The following is a 21,250-nucleotide window of genomic DNA, read 5'->3' on the forward strand; positions in this document are numbered from 1 at the left end:
GCCCCCTAACCCTTGACTGCGCCCAAGGAGATGCCGCGCACGAGATAGCGCTGGATCACCGAGACCGCGACGAAGATCGGCAACGTTCCCAGAACGGACATCGCCGCGATCTTTGCCCAGAAATTCGATTGTCCCCCGAAGTAGTGCGTCAGCATGACGGGAAAGGTGATGACCTCGGTACGCGTGAGCACCAGCGCGAAGAGGAAGTCATTCCAGGCGAAGACGAAGGTGAAGACCGACGTCGCCATGAGTCCCGGGCGAACCATTGGAAAGACGACTTTCCAGATCACTTCCCATCGATTCAGGCCGTCCACGAGCGCGCTTTCTTCGAGCTCCAGTGGAACGTCGACGATGTAGCCGCGCATCATCCAGATGACGTAAGGAAGATTGAACGCCGTGTAGAGCAGGATCAGCCCGAAATAGCCGTCGACGAGACCAAAATAGACGTAGATCAGGAAGATTGGAAAGACGACCGCAATTGGTGGGATCATGCGCTGGGAGATGATCCACATTGCCAGGTTCTCGCCGCCGGTGCCGAACCGGGCGAGGCTGTAGGCGCAAAGCGTCCCAAGAACGATCGCAACGCCGGAGCTGACGCCGGCGACGATCAGACTGTTCAGAATGGCAAGGACGTCGCCGTCCTTGAACAGCACGTAATAATTCGAGAACTGGATCTGACCCGGAATCCACAAGGGCGGCACATGATAGATCTCATCCGGCGTCTTGAACGAGATCATGAACAGCCAGTAGACCGGAAACAGAAACAGCAGGGTTACGACGCCGGCGCCGAGATAGCGGAGCGCCAGGATGCGGGCTTTTCTCGCCGGAAGCTTGGCGACCCTCATCGCGCAAGCTCCATGCGCTTTAGGACCAGGGTGGTGATGAGCGTCAGCAGCGCAATCACCAGGAACGAGATCGCGGCCGTATAGCTCGTCTCGAATTGCGAGAAGCCCTGCACATAGGTGTAGAGCGAGATGGTCTCGGTCATCGAGCCCGGGCCGCCTTCGGTAAGAGCCCAGATGATGTCGAAGATGCGGACAAGGTCCAGACCCCGGATCACACAGGCCACGGCGACAACGGGGGCGATCGCCGGCAGAACGATGGTGCGAAGCACGCGAAGGTACGATGCGCCGTCGATTTCCGCAGCTTCGAGCTGCGATTGGTCGACGTTCGACAAGGCTGCGAGCAGCAGCAGGAACATGAACGGTGACCACTGCCAGACTTCACAGACGACGATCGCCGGATAGACGTAGGCAGGATTGACCGTCCAAAGGATCCGCACCGGCTCGCCCGCAATGAAGCTCAGGATCTCACCGATTGGACCGAAGCGAACGTCGAACATGAGCCGCCAGGTTGCTCCCGCGACGATCGGAGAGATCACCGTCGGAAGCACCAGCAGCGCGACGAAGAGCTGGCGTCCGGGCATGCGATCGATGAAAAGCTGCGCCATCAGGAAGCCGATCAGCAGCTCGAGGGGCAGGGCAATCGCGGTGATGATGGCAGTGTGGCCGAGCGAGGCCCAGAGGCGAGCATCCCTGAACAGCTCCGCATAGTTCAAGAGGCCAACGAAGGACGTGTCGTTCTCGGTCATCGTGATACGCTGAAAGCTCACGATCAGCGAATAGATCAGGGGGAACAAGCCGACCAGGAGAAGGATCAGAATGGCCGGTGCGACGATGAGATAGGGCAGGCGGTCCTCGAGCACGCGCCCGAGGCGGCTAGGCCGACGTTGTTCGGCACCCTTGAGACTTGCGGAAAGCGTCATCATCAGTCCAGGAAACAGCACAGCACGGGAGGGCTAGGCCTCCCGTGCTGTGTCCAAGGCAGCTATTGGGGATAAGCGCCGGGCTTTGCCGCCCAGACCTTGTAGACCGCTCTTTGATTGTCGATGCCGACTTTCTCGGTGATGGCGTCGAATTGTTGCGCCAGGCGATCGAGGATAGCCTTGGGATCTTCGCCCGCCCAGAGGCTCGAGATCGCCTTGGTCACTGCTTCGTCGTACTTGTCCTGTTGCAGCAGGGAGAGATCGAGCAGGCCCTTCTCGCCGGAAGTCTTGATCGTATCGAGATAGGCGGGAGCGTCGGGCCAGAGCGCACGGTATTTCTCGCTCGCGTAGTGCGACAGCCGGAACGGATCGCGCAGCGTATAGGGGAGCTGGACGCGCTCGAGGCTGGTCTTCTTGCTGTTCAGCCATTGAACGAAGAGATAGGCGGCCTCCTTGTTCTTGCTGGTCGCCGACACCGACAGGTCGAAGCCGACGCCGAGCTCCGGACGGCCGAGAGGCGTGAGTGCGTAGCCGACCTTGCCGGCGACCTGCGATTTGGGCACCCACTTCAACGCTTCCTCGCCCGAACCGTAGCCAGCGGCCCATCGTCCATAGGGCGGCCAGGAGATCGTCATCGCAGTGGTGCCCTGGAGGAACGCGGCGAGATTGTCGACGAAATTCCACTGCTCTACGCCTGGCGGCATGAACTTGTTTTCCGCCAGCATTTGCTTGAACACCTTGAGGCCGATGTCGCTATTCACCGTCGCCTTCATGGTGTCCGCATTGAAGAACTTGCCGCCTTCCATGCGGAAGCGTTCCTGGAACATGTATTGCGGATAGGGCGCTGTGCGGAAGAAGCCGGCGCCGTAAACCTTGGGTGCCATCTTGTCGGTGATGAATTGGCCGATCTCGTCGAACTGCTTCCAGTCCTTTGGCGGCGCGAGTTCGTAGCCGAACTTGGCCTTGAACTCTTCCTTCATCTTCGGATCCTCGAAGATGTCTTTCCGGTAGTAGAGCAGCATTACGTCGCCGTCGTCGGGAAAGCCGTAAATCTTCCCGTCATACTGCATCTGGTTGTCGCGGTACGCGGCCGCGATGTCCTGCAACTCGTCGCGATAGCCGAATTTGTCGACATACTTGTCGAGAGCCTCGAGAGCGCCAGCGCGCGCAAGGTCAGGCATCCAGGACGGAATGACGTTCAGCGCGTCATAGGCGCCGGCGCCCGATTTGAAATCCTGCATGATCTTGGTGAACATCTGGTCGGTGGGCACTTCGACCACCTTGACCTTGATCCCGGTGAGCTTCTCCCATTTCGGGCCTGAATAGTTCAGCGGGTCGAGCGATTGAAGACCGGCCTCCCAGACGATGCTGATTGTCGTTCCCGCATACTTCTTTGCGGCTTCGACCGCGATGTCGGCGGCATCCTTATCGGCGGCTGGCGCCGAGGCACCAGTGAGCGCCAGGGCAGCGGCCGCGCAGAGAAACGTCCTGAACTTCATCCCTTCTTCCTCCTCCTGGCGTCCGCAAACCGCCAGGCGGCTTTGGAGCGCTTCTCACGTGACTTTTGGCTGATCAGCAGGTGCGGATATCGCCCCGCGGCGCGAGCACGCACGGGCAGATCCGACGTCGCGGGCAAATCGAGTCATCTATGGCGAGAATTGCCACTCAGCGTCTTTCGGCCAGGTCTGGATCAGCCAGACTGGGCTTCCCGAATGAACGCGATTTGGCTTCCTTGAAGCATGCATCCTCCCCCAAAAACGCTATTAAGCTCTGATTTTGGGGCTAGTCTGCGTTGTCGCAGAACTCTTCGACAAATGAGAACTTTGCAAGCATGGGTGAGCTACATTCACCTATCTAGCCTGCGGCTCTCAGGAGCAAGATAAGTGCGGATTGCTCGACCCGTTCCAGCTCAATCTGCGAGGTGGCGGTTGAACAGGACAGCTCCTGCGCACGTCGTATGCTAAGCACGCGTAATGCGAACCAAGTGTTGGCCGCCATCGGCCGTCGGGCTCAGCGCCGTTGCCGAATGCAGACCGCGGGCATCATCGACCGCCACTGCAATGTCAGCGGTGTAGAGCAGGCCCGTCCAGCGCCGCGCCAATGGCAATCACCAGCGTATCGATGCTGGTGAAACGCTCGATCACAAGATATTAGCTGCCGATCATACGTCGCAGTCGACCCGTCAATTGCTCGCGCGCAGTGCTCGTGCACACAGATCGAGATCGCCGCCGAAAGATCCGCCCGCTTCCAGCGATCACGATACAGCCGACGTACGGCGTTCGCATTTGTCGCCATTATTGAGACAGGGGGCTAACGTTGCAAAACGCGACCTCACCGGCGCTGGTCGGCAAACCTCGTTAGGAGAGCCGTCGCAGGCGCGGCGCCATTTCCGAGTCGATTTGAGGCCAATGGAAGCAACGGCAAATGCGGCGTTGACGCCGACAGCACGGGATAATATCATTTCTGCATGGTCGAGAAGGATACTCATATTGTCTCCCTGTTCCCCGGCATCCCAATAGGCGGGATGCCGGGATGTCGACCGCTTTAATATCGACAGCGGAACGATACCGAGCCTCGCGCCCTTCGTGGACGAGGCTTTTCGCATGACCTGTGCCTCGTCCCATCATCTTCGATGGAGTCCATCATGGCACAAAATATCTACGACAATCCCGACTTCTTTTCTGGCTATTGTCAGCTTCCCAGACAAGTTCAGGGGCTGTCCGGCGCGCCCGAATGGCCGGCGATACGCGCTCTGCTTCCTAGCCTGGCCGGCAAACGGATCGTCGACCTTGGTTGCGGCTTCGGCTGGGCTTCCCGCTGGATGCGCGAACAGGGTGCCGCGTCAGTCCTCGGAATCGACCTGTCCGAGAACATGATCTCCCGTGCGCAAGAGTTCACGCGCGAGGACGCGATCACGTACCAAATGGCCGATCTCGAAACACTTGAGTTGCCCGAAGCGACGTTCGATCTCGCTTATAGCGCCCTGACATTCCACTACGTTCGCGACTTCGAACGGCTCGCTCGCATGGTTCATCGATCGCTCGTCCCCGGAGCCGATTTCGTCTTTACCATCGAACATCCGATTTTCATGGCGGCCACCTATCCGCGATGGACCGAAGATGAGGACGGTCGCAAGACCTGGCCCGTGAACCGTTACTCTGTTGAGGGCGAGCGCCAGACCGACTGGTTTGTAAAAGGAGTGGTCAAATATCATCGGACCATTGGCACGACCCTGAACGCACTGATCCAAGCCGGGTTTGAAATTAAAGCCGTTGAAGAGTTCGCGCCATCGCTGGATCAGATCAGAGAAAACCCCGCTTTGGAGGAGGAAATCGAGAGGCCGATGATGCTTCTCATATCCGCAAAGCGGTAGCATATCGGCTTTCTATCTGATGTACGGGCGCATCGGACGGCACCAAGCGCTCGATCATAAGATGGCGCGCCAGGGCGGACATGCGAAGGGGGCCACAGTAGATCAGGGGCTCGCAACCACCGACGCTGACATTTGCTGGTAGCGGCCGTCTGACGTGGACAGTTCACTTTTCCGCCGTCAGCCGCTCCCAGCAAGGCCGCTCATCCGAACAACATGGACCTTGCGTGCATGGAGTCTCGCTCAGTTCCGACTGTCAAGCTGCGACCGGCGTTCGCCCCCTCTCGAACCCGAAGTTGCAATAATTGGCCTGGACCGCGGCGGGGAGCCGCCAATGCGGTGCCCGTACCCTGGCGTCGGCGACACGCCTAGAAACGGTCGAATGGTCGGCCAAGCACTACGCTGCCAGCGAGACTGCATCCTCTCCGGAGGCTGCAAATCCGCACGGCACATTGCAAAATTTCGTGGTTCCCTTTGCTTACGGCTCGGCGGAAGCTGCCTGGTAGTGGATATCAAGACCTTCTGGGGGGTGGATGGACGCGCAGACTTCCGTCAATTCCGGCGTCGCGCCTCGTTCTGTCACGCTCGCGCGGAGGCGCCTCAGGATCGCGCTGCTGCTTTGTGCGACGATGATCACGATCTATTTCGGCTTCATGGCATTGTTCGCGTTCGACAAGCCGCTTTTGGGGACTGTGCTTGCGCCCGGACTCTCGCTTTGCATCGTGCTCGGCCCTCTCGTCATCATTTCATCGTTCCTGCTCTGCCTGATCTATGTGCTGTGGGCCAACCGGGTATTTGATCCCAGCCTTCGTGACCTCGAACGTTAGGACCTCGCGATGGCCAACAACTCGCTCTCGATCGGCTTCTTCTTCGCATTTATGGTCCTGACGCTCCTGATCACTTACTGGGCGGCGCGGCGCACCCGTACTACGGAGCACTTCTTTGCCGCGGGCGGCGAGATCACTGCCTGGCAGAATGGCTGGGCGCTCGCCGGCGACTTCCTCAGCGCGGCCGCGCTGCTCGGCATTGCCGGCATTGTCACCTCGAATGGCTTCGATGGCATGATCTACTCGATTGGATGGCTGGTGGGTTGGCCGATCATCCTCTTTCTGATCGTCGAGCCACTGCGCAATGTCGGCAAATTCACGTTCGCGGACGTGGTCGCCTATCGGCTCAGCCAAAAGCCGGTGCGGCTCGCCGCGGCGATCGGTACGCTGGCGGTGATCCTGTTCTACCTCATCGCCCAGATGGTCGCGACCGGATCGTTGATCAAGTTGCTGTTCGGCCTGCCCTACACTTGGTCGGTGGCTTTGGTCGGTGCTGCCATGCTCATCTATGTGCTGTTCGGCGGCATGCTCGCCACCACCTGGGTGCAGGTGGTGAAGGCGGCGCTGCTGCTCGCCGGCGGTGTAATCCTGGCAGTCCTGGTCCTGATGCATTTCGACATGAACCCACTCAAGCTGTTCGCAGCAGCGGCAGATAAGTACGGCACAAGAGTGCTGCAGCCCGGTTCGAGGGTGGTTTCGGGGCAATGGGACGCGATCTCCCTCGGCCTCGGGCTGATGTTCGGCACCGCGGCGATGCCGCACGTACTGATGCGGGTATACACGGTGCGGGACTCCAAGGCCGCTCGACTATCGATACTTTATGCCACCGGGCTGATCGGCTTCTTCCACCTAATGGTGTTCATCATCGGCTTTGGTGCCATGGTGCTGGTCGGCCCGGAGGCGGTGACGAAAGCCGGCGGTGGGGGCAATATGGCTGCACCTCTGCTCGCCCTCGCGGTTGGCGGCGACGCTTTCTTCGGTTTCATCTGCGCGGTTGCGTTTGCCACCATGCTGGCGGTGGTGGCAGGCCTGACGCTCTCCGGCGTGGCTACGTTGTGCCATGACATCTGGACCAACGTCGTTCGCCACGGTACGGCGTCGGAGGCTGAGCAGCTCAGAGTGGCGCGGATCGCCACGATTGCGATCTCGGTGCTGGCGATCGTGCTCGGTATCACCTTCGAAGGCCAGAACGTGGCCTTCATGGCCGGGCTCGCCTTCTCCATCGCCTGCGCCGCCAATTTTCCATCGCTGGTCCTCGCCATCATCTGGCGTCGTTTCACGACGCCAGCGGCCGTCGCTAGCATCATGATCGGCACGCTGAGCTCGCTGGTGCTCATTGCGCTGTCTCCGACGATCCAGGTCGACGTGCTCGGCAAGCCGCTGGCGCAGGTGAGCGGCGCCTGGTGGTTCGTGTCGCTGCGTAACCCGGCCATCATCAGCATGCCGCTGTCGTTCGCCGTGGCGATCGCGGTGTCGTTGCTGACGCGGGAAAAGAACGCCGATGGCCGCTTCGACGAGATGCAGCATCGCATCCTGTTCGGGCGCTCAAGGACGATGCCGCAATCGGCGGAGTGAGCCAGAGCTGGCAGTTCCGAATGGCATGCGCGGGATTGCAGATGCTCCTGCAGAATTTCGCTGTAGGCCATTCGAGCGTCAATGTTGCGATTTTTGAGCCGAACATTTTGACCAGGGGGGACAGACATGCGCGACGCCTCACATCACCATCGCTTCATCGGCAACCTATGCAGTTGCGGAGCGCATGCTCCCGCGCAGCCGACTGTCGAAGAGGCCGTGTCCCAAAACGTCCAGCAGGCACTTCTGCATGGCCTTTTCCCGCAGCCTATCTTGCGACGGGAACTGCTTCGCACCGTCGGCGCCGGGGCGATCATCGGCGCTCTCTCCAGCATCCTGCCAATCGACACCTTGACGGCAATTGCTCAGGAGCGAAAGCCTCTCGAGAAAACCAAACTGGCTGTTGGCTTCCTCCCGATCACCTGCGCCGTTCCGCTGATCTACGGCGAAAAGCTCGGCAGCTACAGCAAGGAAGGCCTGGACGTCAGCCTGCAGAAGATTGCTGGCATCGCGCTAATCCGCGACAAGATGCTCAACGGCGAGCTGGACGTCTCGCAGCAGGTGATGCCGGTCCCCCTGACGATGACGGCCGGCCTCGGCGGTAACGTCCAGTCGATCAAGGTGCTGACCATCTTGAACCAGAACGGCAACTCTCTCGTCCTGGCCAACAAGCACAAGGACAATCGGGATCCCAAGAACTGGAAGGGCTTCACGTTCGCGGTCCCGTTCGAGCAAAGTCACCAGACCCTGCAGCTCCGCAACTATTTGGCTGCCGCCGGGCTCGATCCGGACCAAGATGTCAAATACCGCATCGTACCTCCGACCGAATACGTGGCGAGCCTTCGCGTCGGAAGCATCGATGGCTTTTTCGGCGGCGAGCCGGGCGGTCAGCGCGCGGTCTACGAAGGCGCTGGCTTCATTCATCTGATCTCGAAGGATATCTGGGATGGACATCCCTGTTGCTCCGTCACCGCCGCTGAAAGCTGGATCCAGCAGAATCCCAACACCTTCATGGCGTTCTACCGCGCCATCATCGCGTCCAGTCTTCATGTCTCGAAGCCGGAGAACCGGGTCGGCATGGCGAAGGTGTTGTCGGAGCCGCAATATCTCAATGCTCCCGAAATTGTCCTCGAACAGGTTTTGAGCGGCACGTATGCCGACGGCCTTGGCACCATCCGGAAAGATCCGCGGCGGGTTGATTATCAGCCGTTTCCGCAATATTCGGCGGCAGTCTGGCTGATGACCCAGCTCCGGCGCTGGAACATGCTAAAGGAGGACGTCGACTATAAGGTGCTCGCCGAAAAGGTGATGCTGGCGACCGATGCCGCGCGGATCATGCGCGAGCAGGGCGTGACGCCGCCAGCGGTCGGCTTCGGCACCGAAAGGATTCTCGGGATCGAATTCGATTCCAATAAGCCGCAGGACTACCTGGCTTCGGTCCGGAAGGGGGGCTGATGGAGGTGTCACGCCGGCTGCAGCAGCCCTGGGTATCCTCGGTCGCGATCTTCATCGTGTTTGTAAGCGTCTGGGGCTGGTTCACCGCCGGTTCATCGGGAGGTGTTAGCGCCACCGACGCCGAATATGCCCGCCTTGCCGGCCAGAGCGCGCCGGGTCAGCAGGCGGGTGCGATCCCCTCACCGTGGACGGTCGCGCTCCGCGGCCGGGATCTGATCACACACGCCTTCGATCACGACAATCCCAACAATCTCGGCATCGCATGGCATCTGGCCTATTCCATGGGCCGCGTAGCACTGGGCTTTACGCTGGCCTTTCTCGTCGCGGTGCCCCTAGGCTTCGTGCTCGGTCTATGGCCTGCTTGCCATCGCGCGTTGGATCCTTTCATTCAGATCCTGCGGCCGGTATCGCCACTCGCGTGGATGCCGCTCGCGCTCTATACGTTCCGCGACAGCACCGTCTCAACGATCTTCATCATCTTCATCTGTGCGGTCTGGCCGATGTTGATCAGCACGGCAACCGGGACAGCTTCCGTGCGGGCCGAATGGCTGAACGTCTCGCGCGTATTCGGCCTACCCCGACTAGAGCATGTCACGCGCGTCGTCTTTCCCGCCAGTGTACCCATGATCCTGTCGGGAATGAGGATCTCGATCGGTATTGCCTGGTTCGTCATTGTGGCCGCCGAGATGGTCGGCGCGCAGAGCGGCATCGGGTACTTCATCTGGAACGAATGGAATAACCTTCAGATCGCAAGCATGATCGTCGCCATCGTTCTGGTCGGCGGCATTGGGTTGGCGCTAGATATTTTGCTCAAGCGAATAGGCGAAAGCCTCAGTTTCCGGGAATAGGACGATGGCGGATCTTGAGATCAACGATGTCTCAATGTCGTTTGTTGACCGTTCTGGCAAGGGGCTTCTGGCCCTGGATAGAATCTCGCTCGCTATCGAGAACAGCGAGTTTGTCTGCTTGATCGGCCATTCAGGCTGCGGCAAAAGCACGTTGCTAAACATTGTTGCTGGCCTTCTGGCGCCTACAAAGGGTGCAATACGCTGCGCCGGGACGACGATTGCGGGCCCGGGGCCGGAGCGCGCAATGGTCTTTCAGAGCCATGCTCTATTGCCCTGGATGACTTGCTTCGAAAACGTTCGCCTTGCGGTCAAACAGGCCTTCAAGGGTGCCGCAGCATCCGAATTGAAGGATCGCTCGGAGCAGGCACTGAAGCTTGTTCACCTGGAGCATGCCATCAACAAATATCCATTCGAGGTGTCAGGTGGAATGAAGCAGCGGGTGGGCATCGCTCGCGCTTTTGCGGTCGAGCCTAAGGTGCTGCTGCTGGACGAGCCGTTCGGCGCGCTCGATGCGCTGACCAAGTCGAGCCTTCAGGACGAACTGGTTCGCATCGTGGAAAAGACCCGGACCACCGTTGTAATGGTCACGCACGACATAGACGAAGCGATCTTCCTGAGCGATCGCATTGTCGCGCTCTCAAACGGACCGGCGGCGCGAATCGGCCGGATCTGGGAGATCGACACCTTGCGACCGCGGGACCGGCTCAAACTGGCGACCCACGCCGGGAGCCTGCAGTACAGAAAGGAAATTCTCGAGTATCTCTACACGCGAGACTGCGTGCCGCAGGGAATGGGAGAGCGGTAGCGGCCGAGGTCCTGCGCCTCGATCCGCAAAAGCAGGTTGCGACCCGCGGCCTCAGGACCCCTAAAATATGGAAATCGGTTTCAGGCGTCTTGAAAGCCGCCGTAGAAGATTGTTTGATCGGGCGCGGGGCGGTCACCCACCGTCGGATTTTCGTCGTTGGCCTCTTCCGGATTGGCACGCAGGAGCGAATGTTCGACTGGAACGACCTGAAATTCTTCCTTGAACTCGCCCGGCAGGGGCGGTTGATGCCGGCCGCGCGGCGCCTCAAGGTCGACCACACGACGGTCAGCCGGCGCATTTCAGAGCTTGAGCGGGATCTTGGTATCAAGATTTTCGACCGCAAGCCGAACGGGTTCGTGCTGACGGAGGACGGGCACAAGCTCTACCAGGAGGCCGAGAAAATTGAGGGCGCTGCCCTGGTGATATCGGAAGATTTCCGCGCCACGCCAACCGAGCCCACTGGTCGCGTCCGGCTGACGAGCATGGAGGGTATTGCCGCCTTCTACCTTGCAGAGAAGTTGGTCCAATTCAATGAGAAGCACCCGGGCGTTGTCGTGGAGCTTGTCACCGAAAGGCATCTGATCAATCTGACCAAACGCGAGGCGGATGTCTGCATCAGCTTCGTTCCCCTCGTAGGCCCCAAACTTTCGGTCAAAAAAGCTGGCGAGTTCAAGCTTGGGCTGTTTGCATCGTCCAGGTACATCGTGGAACGGGGGACGCCGGACACCATGGAAGAATTGAAGCGTCACGATTTCATTGATTATGTCGACGATCTCGTGGCTATCCAGCCGGTGCAATGGCTGCATGACGTCCTGGTGCCGGAGAGCGTCGTCTTTCGATCGACCAGCATGGCGGCCCAGCAGAATGCGATCGCTGTCGGGCGTGGCATCGGCCTTCTGCCCTTCTTTTCCGCAAAAAAGGATCCTCGCCTTGTATGGCTCATGAAAGATGTGGTGGTCACGCGATCGCTATACATTTCTGTCCATGAGGATATCGAATATATGGGCAGGGTGCGTACGCTGCTGCGGTTCCTTCATGAGATCTTCAAGGCGGACAGGGCGTATCTGAACGACTTCGAGTGATCGAATACGCGCAAGTGTATCTGCAGAGTTTCTTACGCTCGGCGTCCTCTCGGGATGTACTAGAATGCCGGCGCGAGGGAGCGCTGCGATGGCTGACCACTATACGTACAAGGTGCGCGGCTTCTTCGGCCGAATTCCTTCTGAACCGCATCTGCTGACCGACCGCATCACGCCAGTCGAAGGCTGCATCGTGTTGTGCCATCTCGGTGTTCTTGATGTCGCTCATGGGGACGATTGGACGCTGGAAATCGCCGGCCTGGTCGAGACGCCCGCGAGCTTCTCCGTCGGTCAGCTCAAGTCCTTTCCAAAGACCGAGGTGGTGTCGGTGCATCAATGTGCAGGCAGCCCGCTGGCGCCCGACAAGCCCACGCAGCGGGTCTGCAACGTGCGCTGGGCGGGCGTTCGTCTGGATCATGTGCTAGGATCGGCGGGCGTGGCGAGGAACGCAACTTTCCTTTGGTTACAGGGGGCGGACTCCGGCGATTTCGGAGGCATCGCGTGCGGACATTACGTCAAGGATCTGCCGCTCTCCCGAATATCCGACGACGTCTTGCTCGCCTACGAGATGAACGGAGCGCCGTTGCTTCCTGAGCACGGCTATCCATTGCGGTTGGTGGTCCCGGGCTTCTACGGCACGAACAGCGTCAAATGGCTCCGCAAGATCGAATTGCGCTCGGACCGGGCTCCGGGCGTCTTCACCACGACATGGTACAACGATCTCGCGCCGGACGGCTCGACCCAGCCGGTGTGGGCAATCGCGCCCCAATCGGTCATCGTGGCGCCAAAGCCAAATAGTCAGCTCAGGCGTGACGAGGTTTTGCAAGTGTGGGGATGGGCCTGGGGTGACGACGGAATCGCGGCGGTCGAACTGAGCGCTGATGAAGGACGGAGCTGGCAGGAATGCCGGTTGGAGAAGGTGTCGGGACGATCCTGGACCAAGTTCATCTGTGATTGGATTGTAAAAGAAGGATGCTGCGGTCTCCTGTCTCGGGCGACCTCGCGATCGGGCGAAAGTCAGCCGGCTGGCGGCCGGCGCAACGCGATCTATCGCGTACCGGTCGCGGTCGTCTGAAGACGCGCAACCGCTCGTGCAGATTTTCCGCATTCGCCACCCGCCGGCGAAAGACTAATCTGTGGTGCCAGAAACCGAGAGGATCGTCTCAAATGCCGTCGAATTTGCCACGCTTCAAAGCTGCCGCGTGCCACACATCTTCAGTTTTCCTCGACGCGGCCAAAAGTGCAGACAAGGCCTGCGACCTCATCGCCGAGGCGGCACGCAACGGCGCCTCGCTCGTTGCTTTCCCGGAATCGTTCATTCCCGGTTTTCCCGTGTGGGCGGCGCTGCAGGCGCCGATCATGTCTCATGATTTCTTCAGAGCGTTGTCGGCCCAGGCATTGCGGCTCGACAGCCCGGAATTGACGAAGGTCAGGATGGCGGCCAAGCGCCACAACGTCGTAGTCTCTATCGGTTTTACGGAAGGAACGGTTGCCAGCCTTGGCTGCATCTGGAACTCCAATCTTTTGATCGGCCAAGATGGATCAATCCTCAATCATCATCGCAAGCTCGTTCCGACCTTTTACGAGAAGCTGGTCTGGGCTGCCGGAGATGCGCGCGGATTGCGCGTCGCGCAGACCCCTATCGGCCGCATTGGCATGCTGATTTGTGGTGAGAATACGAATCCACTTGCCCGCTATTCATTGATGGCGCAGGGCGAGCAAGTTCATATTTCGACCTACCCGCCGATCTGGCCGACGCGTCCCTCCAAGGAGAAGGGGGGCTATGACCTACGCAGGGCCATTGAGATCCGGGCTGGAGCTCATTCGTTTGAAGCCAAATGCTTCAACATCGTTTCGTCCGCCTGCATGGATGTGGGTATGAAGGATGCGCTCGGACAGGCGAACCCCGCCATGCTAGATCTGATCGAGGGCACACCGAATGCTGTATCGATGATCCTCGATCCGACCGGGCAGATTATCAGCGACGTCCTCTCAGACAGCGAAGGTGTCGCATATGCCGATATTGACGTCGCGCAGTGCGTCGAACCGAAGCAATTTCACGATGTCGTCGGCTACTACAATCGCTTCGATGTGTTTTCGCTGACGATTGACCGGTCGCAGCGCGAGCCGGCCGTCTTTATCGACATGGAGGCAGGCGAGGGGGACGAACGGCCGGTCCAGTCGTCGCAGCGCGAGACGGTCAGACCCAGAGCGGCCGAGCTCGAGCGGGCAGTTGCGGACTGAGTGATCTATCAAGGGGGCCGAGATAAAGCGCTTTCTCAGCGAGCTGTTGGAGGCAGTGACCGATCGAAGTCGAGTGTTCCGCCATCGGCTCCCCTTGAAGGTCGTCGCGCGAAGGATGTGATCATTTCGGGCGATTACAACGTTCATCCGAGGAGGTCGAAATCGAGATCGACCTGAATCCAGATGTGCTTGAAAGCGCGCTCGTCGGACTGCCGCATCCTGATTTCGGCGAGGGAGCTGTCGCGGTCGCCGTCCCGACGGCAGGAGGCGCTGCTCGGGAAACCGACATTGTCGCGGTGCTGAAGGGGCGGCTGGCTGCCTACAAGCTGCCGAACCGCGATTTCTGCGTGAGCGAGCTGCCCCGGAATACCATGGGGAGAGATTCAGAAGAACGTGTTGCGCGAGCGCTACGTCGGGGAGTTCAGAGGATAGAAGGGCAACGCCCTGGACAGGGTAACGGAGGCCGGCAGTTCAACACCTCGATCGGCCAGTCAATTTGCTCGTCTGGATCATTGCGAAAACCGCAATAGTAAATTGACGGAACATTCGATTATCGCCCGAATGGAAAATGATAAGGACCGGGACAACCTTTGAATAGCGAAAGCGAGTTGGAAATGTCAGCTACGATCAAGCTCTATGGCGGCAAATTGTCGGGACACAGCCACCGGGTCGAGCTCTTGCTCGGGCTTCTATCGCTCCCCTACGAGTTGATTCCGACGCCGCCTGCCGAGCGAAAGACGCCGGCCTATCTGGCGACGAATCCGTTCGGGCAGATACCTGTCATCGACGATGACGGCACCGTCGTTGCCGACTCCAACGCAATCCTGATCTATCTGGCCAAGCGCTACGACAATACCGAGACGTGGCTTCCGGAAGATCCCGTGAGTGCGGCTGCCGTGCAACGTTGGCTGTCCGTGGCGGCAGGACAGCTCGCATATGGACCAGCGACAGCTCGGCTGGGAAAGGTGTTCAAATTGCCCGTCGATGGCCGGCAAGCGGTAGAGATCGCGAACACTCTGTTCAGCGTTATGGATGGTCATCTTGCGAAGCACGAATTTCTCGCAGCAACGCATCCGACCGTGGCTGATCTCGCCTGCTACAGCTACACGCGGGCCGCTCCCGAGGGAGGCATTGAACTGTCGTCCTATTCGAACATTGTCGCCTGGCTGGGGCGACTGGAAGCTCTTCCGAATTTTCAGCGGATGCCAAGCGCGCCTGCGAGCTGATCAGCAAACCTTCTTCGAGGTGCGGTCATGGCCAGTCTTTCCGAACGGAGCTCGTCTCCTTTTCATCAGGGCGAGATCGACGTGCAGCGACGCGTCGGCGTTGCCGACAGAGTGAGCGACCGCGGGAAAGCCTCCATCCGCACGTGGATGCCCGATCAGCACCGCGCGTTCTTCGCAGGACTCGAATACCTCCTTGTCGGCTCGTCGGACCGAACGGGCTGGCCGGTCCCTTCGATCCTGTTTGGCCCGCCCGGATTCGTCTCTTCGCCGAATCCAGGACGGCTGCGCATCGAATCGTTACCGAAGACCTTCGACCAGCTCGGAACGAATCTTTCCGTGAGCGCCAGCTTGGGCGTGCTGGGCATAGACCTGACCAATCGCCGGCGAAACCGCATGAACGGAACGCTGATCGCTGTCGACGAGACAGGTTTCGAGATGGCGGTCGTGCAGAGCTTTGGCAATTGCCCTCAATACATCCACACGCGCCATATCAGCTCGGCACGATCCGCTCCACTGGAGCAAGTCGGTCCCGGCGAGGTGGAGGCGTTCGACGTCTTGGACGATGCGGCACGAGAGCTGATCCGCCAGTCGGCGACCTTCTTCGTCGCCTCATGTGCGCCTTCAGATGACGGATCATCGTTCGATTGCGATATCTCTCACCGCGGCGGCAAGCCGGGCTTCATTGACGTGGCGGGAAACCAGATCACCGTTCCGGACTTTGCGGGTAATTCTTTTTTCAACACGCTCGGCAATTTTGTGTCCAATCCCAGGGCGGGACTGCTTTTTGTCGACTTTGTCATCGGCGATGTCCTAGTGCTGCAGGGGACGATCGAGTTGCTCTGGAATGATCCATCGATTCAGGGCTTCGAGGGTGCCGAGCGCGCCTGGCGGCTTCATGTCACAGCTGGCCGGAGAGTGCGGGCTGCGGCGATCCCTCTCATCGGAGAGGTGGTCGAATACTCTCCGAGGGCGCTCACCACGGGAGCTTGGCCGAGAAGTGAGCGTTCCCAGTGACCCAATGGAGCTGAGGAGAGCGAGCATGACAGCCTCGAGCCGCCGATGGAGATCGACAGGGCCAATCTGAGCCCAGTCCGACGATTCTAGGGCGATATTCACGGATTGATCGGCCGAATTCACCTCTCTGGCGGCGATTGCCAGAGTTCACCATTAGGGCCACGCCAACTGGCGAGTTGAGAAGGCCGTGGAGCCGCCACGGCCTTCCATTTGGAGAAGATCAGGACATCGTCGGCATCACGAACTCGGCGCCTGCCCGGATGCCGGTCGGCCAACGGGTCGTGATCGTTTTCAGCTTGGTATAGAAGCGAACGCCCTCGGGGCCATGCATGTGATGGTCGCCGAACAGAGAGGCTTTCCATCCGCCGAACGAATGGAATGCCATCGGCACCGGGATCGGTACGTTGATGCCCACCATGCCGACCTGGATCTGATGCGCGAACTCACGCGCCGCATCGCCGTCCCTGGTGAAGATTGCAGTGCCGTTGCCGAACTCGTGCTGGTTGATCATGTCGGCCGCATCGTCATAGGACTTGGCCCGAGCTACCACGAGCACCGGTCCGAAGATCTCTTCGCGATAGATCTTCATGTCCGTGGTCACGCCATCAAACAGGCTGCCGCCGATGAAGTAGCCCTTCTCGTAGCCCTGGCGATGGAAATCGCGCCCGTCCACAATCAGCTTCGCGCCTTCGTCAACGCCGGCGTCAATATAGCCTCGGACCTTGTCGAGGTGCTGCTTCGTCACCAGCGGGCCCATCTCGGCATCGGGGTCGGTGCCGGGACCAATGTTAAGCGCGCGGACCTTGGGCGCCAGCTTTTCGATCAGACGGTCGGCGGTCGTGTCTCCGATCGGAACGGCTACCGAGATTGCCATGCAGCGCTCGCCGGCGGAGCCATAAGCCGCGCCCATGAGAGCGTCGACCGCCTGGTCCATGTCGGCGTCAGGCATCACGATCATGTGGTTCTTGGCGCCGCCCAGCGCCTGGCAGCGCTTGCCGTGGCTGGTCGCCGTCTCATAGATGTATCGCGCAATCGGCGTCGAGCCGACGAAGCTGACCGCGACGATATCCGGATCGGTTAGAATGGCGTCCACCGCCTCCTTGTCGCCATGCACGACGTTGAACACGCCGTCGGGCAGCCCGGCCTCCTTCAGCCACTGCGCAAGCACAAGCGAGGCCGAGGGATCGCGCTCTGACGGCTTGAGGATAAACGTATTGCCGCAGGCCAGCGCAACCGGGAACATCCACATCGGGACCATCGCCGGGAAATTGAATGGCGTGATGCCAGCGACGACCCCGAGCGGTTGACGCAGCGAATGGCTGTCGACACGGGTACCGACATTCTCGCTGATCTCTCCCTTGAGCAGTTGCGGCGCGCCGGTCGCGAACTCCACCACCTCCATGCCGCGTTGGATCTCGCCCTTCGCGTCCGAGAGCACCTTGCCGTGTTCGGCGGTGATCACTTGGGCAAGTTCATCGATACGATCCTCCATGATCCGCAGGAAACGATTGAGAATACGCGCACGCCGCAGTGGCGGTGTGTTCGCCCAGGCCGGAAAGGCCTTGCGGGCCGCTGCGGCGGCCGACCGCACGTCTTGCGTCGTGGCAAGTCCGAGCGTTGCCGATTGCTCGCCGGTCGCGGGATTGTAAACCGGCGCGGTGCGAGGGCCCCGGCTCGGCACTAACTCGCCATTGATGAAGTTCAGAATAGTCACGGGCATTGGCTGCTCTCCCTAACTTGATGCTTGATCGAGCCAGATATGCAGCGCATAAAAATGCGGCATCAACGGCCGAATTCGCGGCTCCGTTGTGCAGAAAGTGTAGTCAATGGATTGGGAGCGCGTTCGGATATTCCTGGAGGTGGCGCGTGCCGGCCAGATTCTGAAGGCCTCGAAAAGCCTACGGCTGAACCATGCAACGGTCGCCCGGCAACTGACGGCGCTTGAGAGTGGCTTGAATGCCAAACTGCTCGAACGACACACTTCAGGCTGCACGCTGACGGCGGCGGGCGAGGCCCTTGTCGCGGCTGCCGAACGCGCAGAGAGCGAATTCCTCAAAGTGGGATCGAGCATTGGAGGCGCCGCCGAGGCCCTCACCGGAACGGTGCGCGTAGGGGCGCCGGACGGGCTTGGCAACTACTTCCTGGCCGATCGGCTGGGCGCGCTGGCCGCGAAGCACCCGGGCCTTGTCATTCAGCTCGTGCCACTTCCGCGCACGTTCTCATTGTCAAGGCGCGAGGCTGACGTTGCGATCACGCTGGACCGGCCCAAGCAGGGCAAGCTGATCCTGTCCAAGCTCACCGACTATACGCTCAGTGTCTATGCTGCTGATGCTTATCTGGCGCGCGCGGGTCCCATCAAGACGCAGGCCGATCTTGCCGGCCGCCTGTTCGTCACCCAGGTCGAGGATTTCGTCTACAGCAGGGCATTGGACTATGCATCGGTGCTCGGCCGGCTCATGTCGCGACGCTATGAATGCGGCAGCGTCGTTGCGCAGATGGAGGCTGTTCGCGGTGGACACGGCGTCGGAATCCTTCATGATTACGTGGCCCAGCGCTATCCCGAATTGCGGCGTCTGCTTCCCGACATCCGCTTCGTGCGGAATTACTGGCTGACGTCACATCCCGATACGCACGAAACGCGGCGCGTTGCGGAAGTGCATCGCTTCATCGTGGCCTCAGTCAAGGCGGCGAGGTCGTCTTTCGAGGCTGCTTGAGCGCCACTGCCGGTTTCTCAGGCGGGGCTGTTTGGATTGTTCCCGATCCGGCGCATTCCATGAACGCCCGCAGCGCGGAGGACACGAATGCGTCCTTGCGATGAACGAAAACCGTGGTGGCCCTGCCGGTCCCGTTCGGCAAAGAATGCAGGTGGATCAAGCCCTGTCGTTCGGCAGAATCAGCGACGACGCGCGGCACCAACGACAGCCCGACCGAAGCCGCCACACAACCGATGATTCCGTCGAGCGTTCCCATTTCCATCCAGCGCAGGTCGACGAAACCACGATGCGCAAGATACTCCGACAGACGCTGTCGATAGGAGCAACCGGCGCGAAACACGATCACCTTCCGGCCGCTTCCCGAAGCCAGGAATTTGCCGAGGTGTTGGGGAGACGTCACCATCGGCGGCGTGATCAGCACCAGCTCCTCCTCCACGACCGGTGTGCAGGTCAGTTCACCGTGCGTGACCGGTGCAGAGACAAAAGCTCCATCAAGCTTCCGAGCCAATACGCTGTTAACCAGCGCTGCGGTCGGGCCCGTCTCGATTTGGACGTCAACATCGGGATAAGCGATGCCGTAATGGGTGAGCAACGGTGGTAGGCGTAACGCCGCCGTCGTCTCCATCGACCCAATGCGCAGTTCGCCGCCCGGCCACGCCTCGTCCTTCACTGCGCAATGCGCCTCGGCCAACAGATCGCTGATCCGCTTGGCGTAGGGGAGCAGCCTGCTGCCCATCGATGTGAGCGTGACGCCTTTCTTGGATCGATGAAAAAGTTGGACGCCGAGCTGGTTCTCCAGCGCTCGAATTCGCTGGGTCACGTTCGATTGGACGGTGTGGAGATCGTGGGCGGCGGGGCCGATTCCGCCGGCCAAGGCGACCGCGGAAAAGAAATTCAGATCCGTACTGTCCGGCGACCGATTGGGACGCAAGCACACGTTTCTGCTGACTCTTATTTTAATGGGGATTGCGACAACCGCGGTCGGTCTTTTGCCGACATATGCAAGTATCGGCTTTGCCGCACCTGTCGCGCTGGTCGTGCTCCGATTGGTACAGGGCTTGGCCATCGGCGGCGAGTACGGTGGCGCTGCCATCTATGTGGCTGAGCATGCACCGGCAAACCGTCGAGGCTTCTTCACTAGCTTCATCCAGACCACAGCCACCTTGGGCTTCTTTGTTGCAATTCTGGTCGTGCTGGCGTGTCGGCTATCGCTCGGGGAGGAAGCATTCCGTGCTTGGGGATGGCGTATCCCGTTCTTGCTGTCTGCACTTCTCGTCGTGATTTCGATCTATCTTCGCCTCAAGCTCAGCGAGTCGCCTGTTTTCGCGCAGATGCGCCAGGCCGGCACGGTCTCGCGCGCGCCGGTTCGCGAAAGTTTCGGCACGAGACAAGGATTGGGTTATGCGCTCTATGCTCTCTTCGGCGCGACGGCGGGTCTGGGATGCGTGTGGTACACCGGGCAATTCTACGCACTGTATTTCCTGCAGAGCGTTCTCAAGGTGGACTTCCTGACGGCGAATGTCTGCGTCGCCGTTGCTCTAGCCATCGGCACGCCGCTGATCGTCGTGAGCGGGGCCTTGTCAGACCGTATCGGACGGCGTCCGCTGATCGTCACCGGACTGCTGCTCGCCGCCGCGCTCTACGTTCCCATCTACATGGGGATTGCGAGCGCCACGGCTGCGCACAATTACGTGGTCGTCACGGCGCTTATCCTGGCGCAACTCATCTTCGTAGCGCTGGTCTATGGACCGAATGCCGCGTTTCTCGTCGAGCTCTTTCCGGCGCGGCTGCGATATACCTCGCTGTCGCTTCCCTATCACATCGGCACTGGGATATTCGGCGGCTTCGTTCCGCTGATCAGCCTCTCGCTCGTCAGCTACACTGGCAACATCTACGCCGGCCTGATCTATCCGATCGCGATCGCACTCATGACGGCGGCGGTCAATATCCTTTGCCTGCCCAAGGCTGTCGCAGTCGACCTTTCAAGTGAATTCGGCACGACACCGGCAGCCGGCCGCCAGACCGCATGAGCCGGGAAGCCGCCAACTGCCATCGAGGTGTTCGTGCAAGACCCTTTGCACGAACACCCGGCGGGAATTTGCCGCGAAGATGGTATGAGGGATTCGTTCGACGTCTGCGATGAGCCCCTGGCTGTCGTGACTGCGAACAATTCCTCCCTCGACTTGTCGCAGATGTCCTGCGACGCAGTCACCCCGTTGCTGATTGCAACGGGGTGTTTTTTTGAGACCCGCATCTGCTTCGTCGAAGGCAGCCCGATGCTCAAAGCAGCAGCAATCTGTTTCGATTGTAGGCGACCAACGCCGGTGCACC

General features: G+C 60.1%; 18 protein-coding genes. 13 read left to right on the top strand and 5 right to left on the bottom strand.

Annotation, left to right across the window (positions count from 1 at the left end):
• Positions 1-5 precede the first annotated feature (5 nt).
• From IVB23_RS27775 to IVB23_RS27785, 3 genes are read right to left on the bottom strand one after another with little or no spacing between them, the layout of a single operon-like run.
• A complete protein-coding gene (locus IVB23_RS27775; RefSeq protein WP_247800735.1) occupies positions 6-845 on the bottom strand; it encodes a carbohydrate ABC transporter permease in 840 nt (279 codons plus the stop codon).
• Positions 842-1,768, bottom strand: coding sequence for a sugar ABC transporter permease (locus IVB23_RS27780; RefSeq protein WP_247800736.1), 927 nt, complete (start codon positions 1,766-1,768; stop codon positions 842-844). The genes IVB23_RS27775 and IVB23_RS27780 overlap by 4 nt, the downstream gene beginning before the upstream one ends.
• Positions 1,769-1,827: 59 nt before the next feature.
• Positions 1,828-3,264: a sugar ABC transporter substrate-binding protein gene (locus IVB23_RS27785; protein ID WP_247800737.1), complete on the bottom strand. Its 1,437-nt coding sequence runs from the start codon at positions 3,262-3,264 to the stop codon at positions 1,828-1,830.
• 1,145 nt (positions 3,265-4,409) lie between these two features.
• Between IVB23_RS27785 and IVB23_RS27790 the strand changes: the two genes are divergently transcribed.
• The 11 genes from IVB23_RS27790 (at position 4,410) to IVB23_RS27840 (ending at position 16,205) form a co-directional block, all read left to right on the top strand.
• Positions 4,410-5,138: a class I SAM-dependent methyltransferase gene (locus IVB23_RS27790; RefSeq protein WP_247800738.1), complete on the top strand. Its 729-nt coding sequence runs from the start codon at positions 4,410-4,412 to the stop codon at positions 5,136-5,138.
• A gap of 530 nt (positions 5,139-5,668) precedes the next feature.
• Complete coding sequence (locus IVB23_RS27795; RefSeq protein WP_247377020.1) at positions 5,669-5,962, top strand: DUF485 domain-containing protein; 294 nt, start codon at positions 5,669-5,671, stop codon at positions 5,960-5,962.
• A gap of 9 nt (positions 5,963-5,971) precedes the next feature.
• Positions 5,972-7,537: a sodium/solute symporter gene (locus IVB23_RS27800; protein ID WP_247800739.1), complete on the top strand. Its 1,566-nt coding sequence runs from the start codon at positions 5,972-5,974 to the stop codon at positions 7,535-7,537.
• A gap of 270 nt (positions 7,538-7,807) precedes the next feature.
• Positions 7,808-8,989, top strand: coding sequence for a CmpA/NrtA family ABC transporter substrate-binding protein (locus tag IVB23_RS27805; RefSeq protein WP_247800740.1), 1,182 nt, complete (start codon positions 7,808-7,810; stop codon positions 8,987-8,989).
• A complete protein-coding gene (locus IVB23_RS27810; protein WP_247800741.1) occupies positions 8,989-9,837 on the top strand; it encodes an ABC transporter permease in 849 nt (282 codons plus the stop codon). Before IVB23_RS27805 ends, IVB23_RS27810 begins: the two co-directional genes overlap by 1 nt.
• Before the next feature lie 4 nt (positions 9,838-9,841).
• Entirely contained in the window at positions 9,842-10,642 is an 801-nt protein-coding gene (locus IVB23_RS27815) for an ABC transporter ATP-binding protein (protein WP_247800742.1), read from the top strand.
• A 188-nt stretch (positions 10,643-10,830) separates the two neighbouring features.
• Positions 10,831-11,724 carry a LysR family transcriptional regulator gene (locus IVB23_RS27820; protein ID WP_247804977.1) on the top strand — a complete coding sequence of 298 codons (894 nt, stop codon included), beginning with the start codon at positions 10,831-10,833 and terminating at the stop codon, positions 11,722-11,724.
• An 88-nt stretch (positions 11,725-11,812) separates the two neighbouring features.
• A complete protein-coding gene (locus IVB23_RS27825) occupies positions 11,813-12,796 on the top strand; it encodes a molybdopterin-dependent oxidoreductase (RefSeq protein WP_247800743.1) in 984 nt (327 codons plus the stop codon).
• Between the two features lie 92 nt (positions 12,797-12,888).
• Positions 12,889-13,965, top strand: a complete 1,077-nt coding sequence (locus IVB23_RS27830; protein WP_247800744.1) for a carbon-nitrogen hydrolase family protein — start codon at positions 12,889-12,891, stop codon at positions 13,963-13,965.
• Between the two features lie 614 nt (positions 13,966-14,579).
• Positions 14,580-15,191, top strand: a complete 612-nt coding sequence (locus IVB23_RS27835) for a glutathione S-transferase (protein WP_247804978.1) — start codon at positions 14,580-14,582, stop codon at positions 15,189-15,191.
• Positions 15,192-15,218: 27 nt separating this feature from the next.
• A complete protein-coding gene (locus IVB23_RS27840) occupies positions 15,219-16,205 on the top strand; it encodes a pyridoxamine 5'-phosphate oxidase family protein (protein ID WP_247800745.1) in 987 nt (328 codons plus the stop codon).
• Positions 16,206-16,425: 220 nt separating this feature from the next.
• Here IVB23_RS27840 and IVB23_RS27845 read toward each other — a convergent pair whose 3' ends face one another.
• A complete protein-coding gene (locus IVB23_RS27845) occupies positions 16,426-17,925 on the bottom strand; it encodes a CoA-acylating methylmalonate-semialdehyde dehydrogenase (protein ID WP_247800746.1) in 1,500 nt (499 codons plus the stop codon).
• Positions 17,926-18,031: 106 nt separating this feature from the next.
• Here IVB23_RS27845 and IVB23_RS27850 point away from each other — a divergent pair, with 106 nt between their 5' ends.
• Positions 18,032-18,919 (top strand): LysR family transcriptional regulator, encoded by an 888-nt coding sequence (locus IVB23_RS27850; protein WP_247800747.1) that lies wholly within the window; start codon positions 18,032-18,034, stop codon positions 18,917-18,919.
• Here the strand turns inward: IVB23_RS27850 and IVB23_RS27855 are convergent.
• A complete protein-coding gene (locus IVB23_RS27855) occupies positions 18,885-19,850 on the bottom strand; it encodes a LysR family transcriptional regulator (RefSeq protein ID WP_247800748.1) in 966 nt (321 codons plus the stop codon). The two genes, IVB23_RS27850 and IVB23_RS27855, sit on opposite strands and share 35 nt — an antisense overlap.
• On the opposite strand from IVB23_RS27855, the gene IVB23_RS27860 reads away from it, so the two are divergent.
• On the top strand, positions 19,840-20,949 hold the full coding sequence (locus IVB23_RS27860) for an MFS transporter (protein WP_247800749.1): 1,110 nt from the start codon (positions 19,840-19,842) through the stop codon (positions 20,947-20,949). The genes IVB23_RS27855 and IVB23_RS27860 overlap by 11 nt on opposite strands.
• Positions 20,950-21,250: the final 301 nt, after the last annotated feature.

Source organism: Bradyrhizobium sp. 191, from assembly GCF_023100985.1.
In the GTDB taxonomy this organism is placed as follows: Bacteria; Pseudomonadota; Alphaproteobacteria; order Rhizobiales; family Xanthobacteraceae; genus Bradyrhizobium; species Bradyrhizobium diversitatis.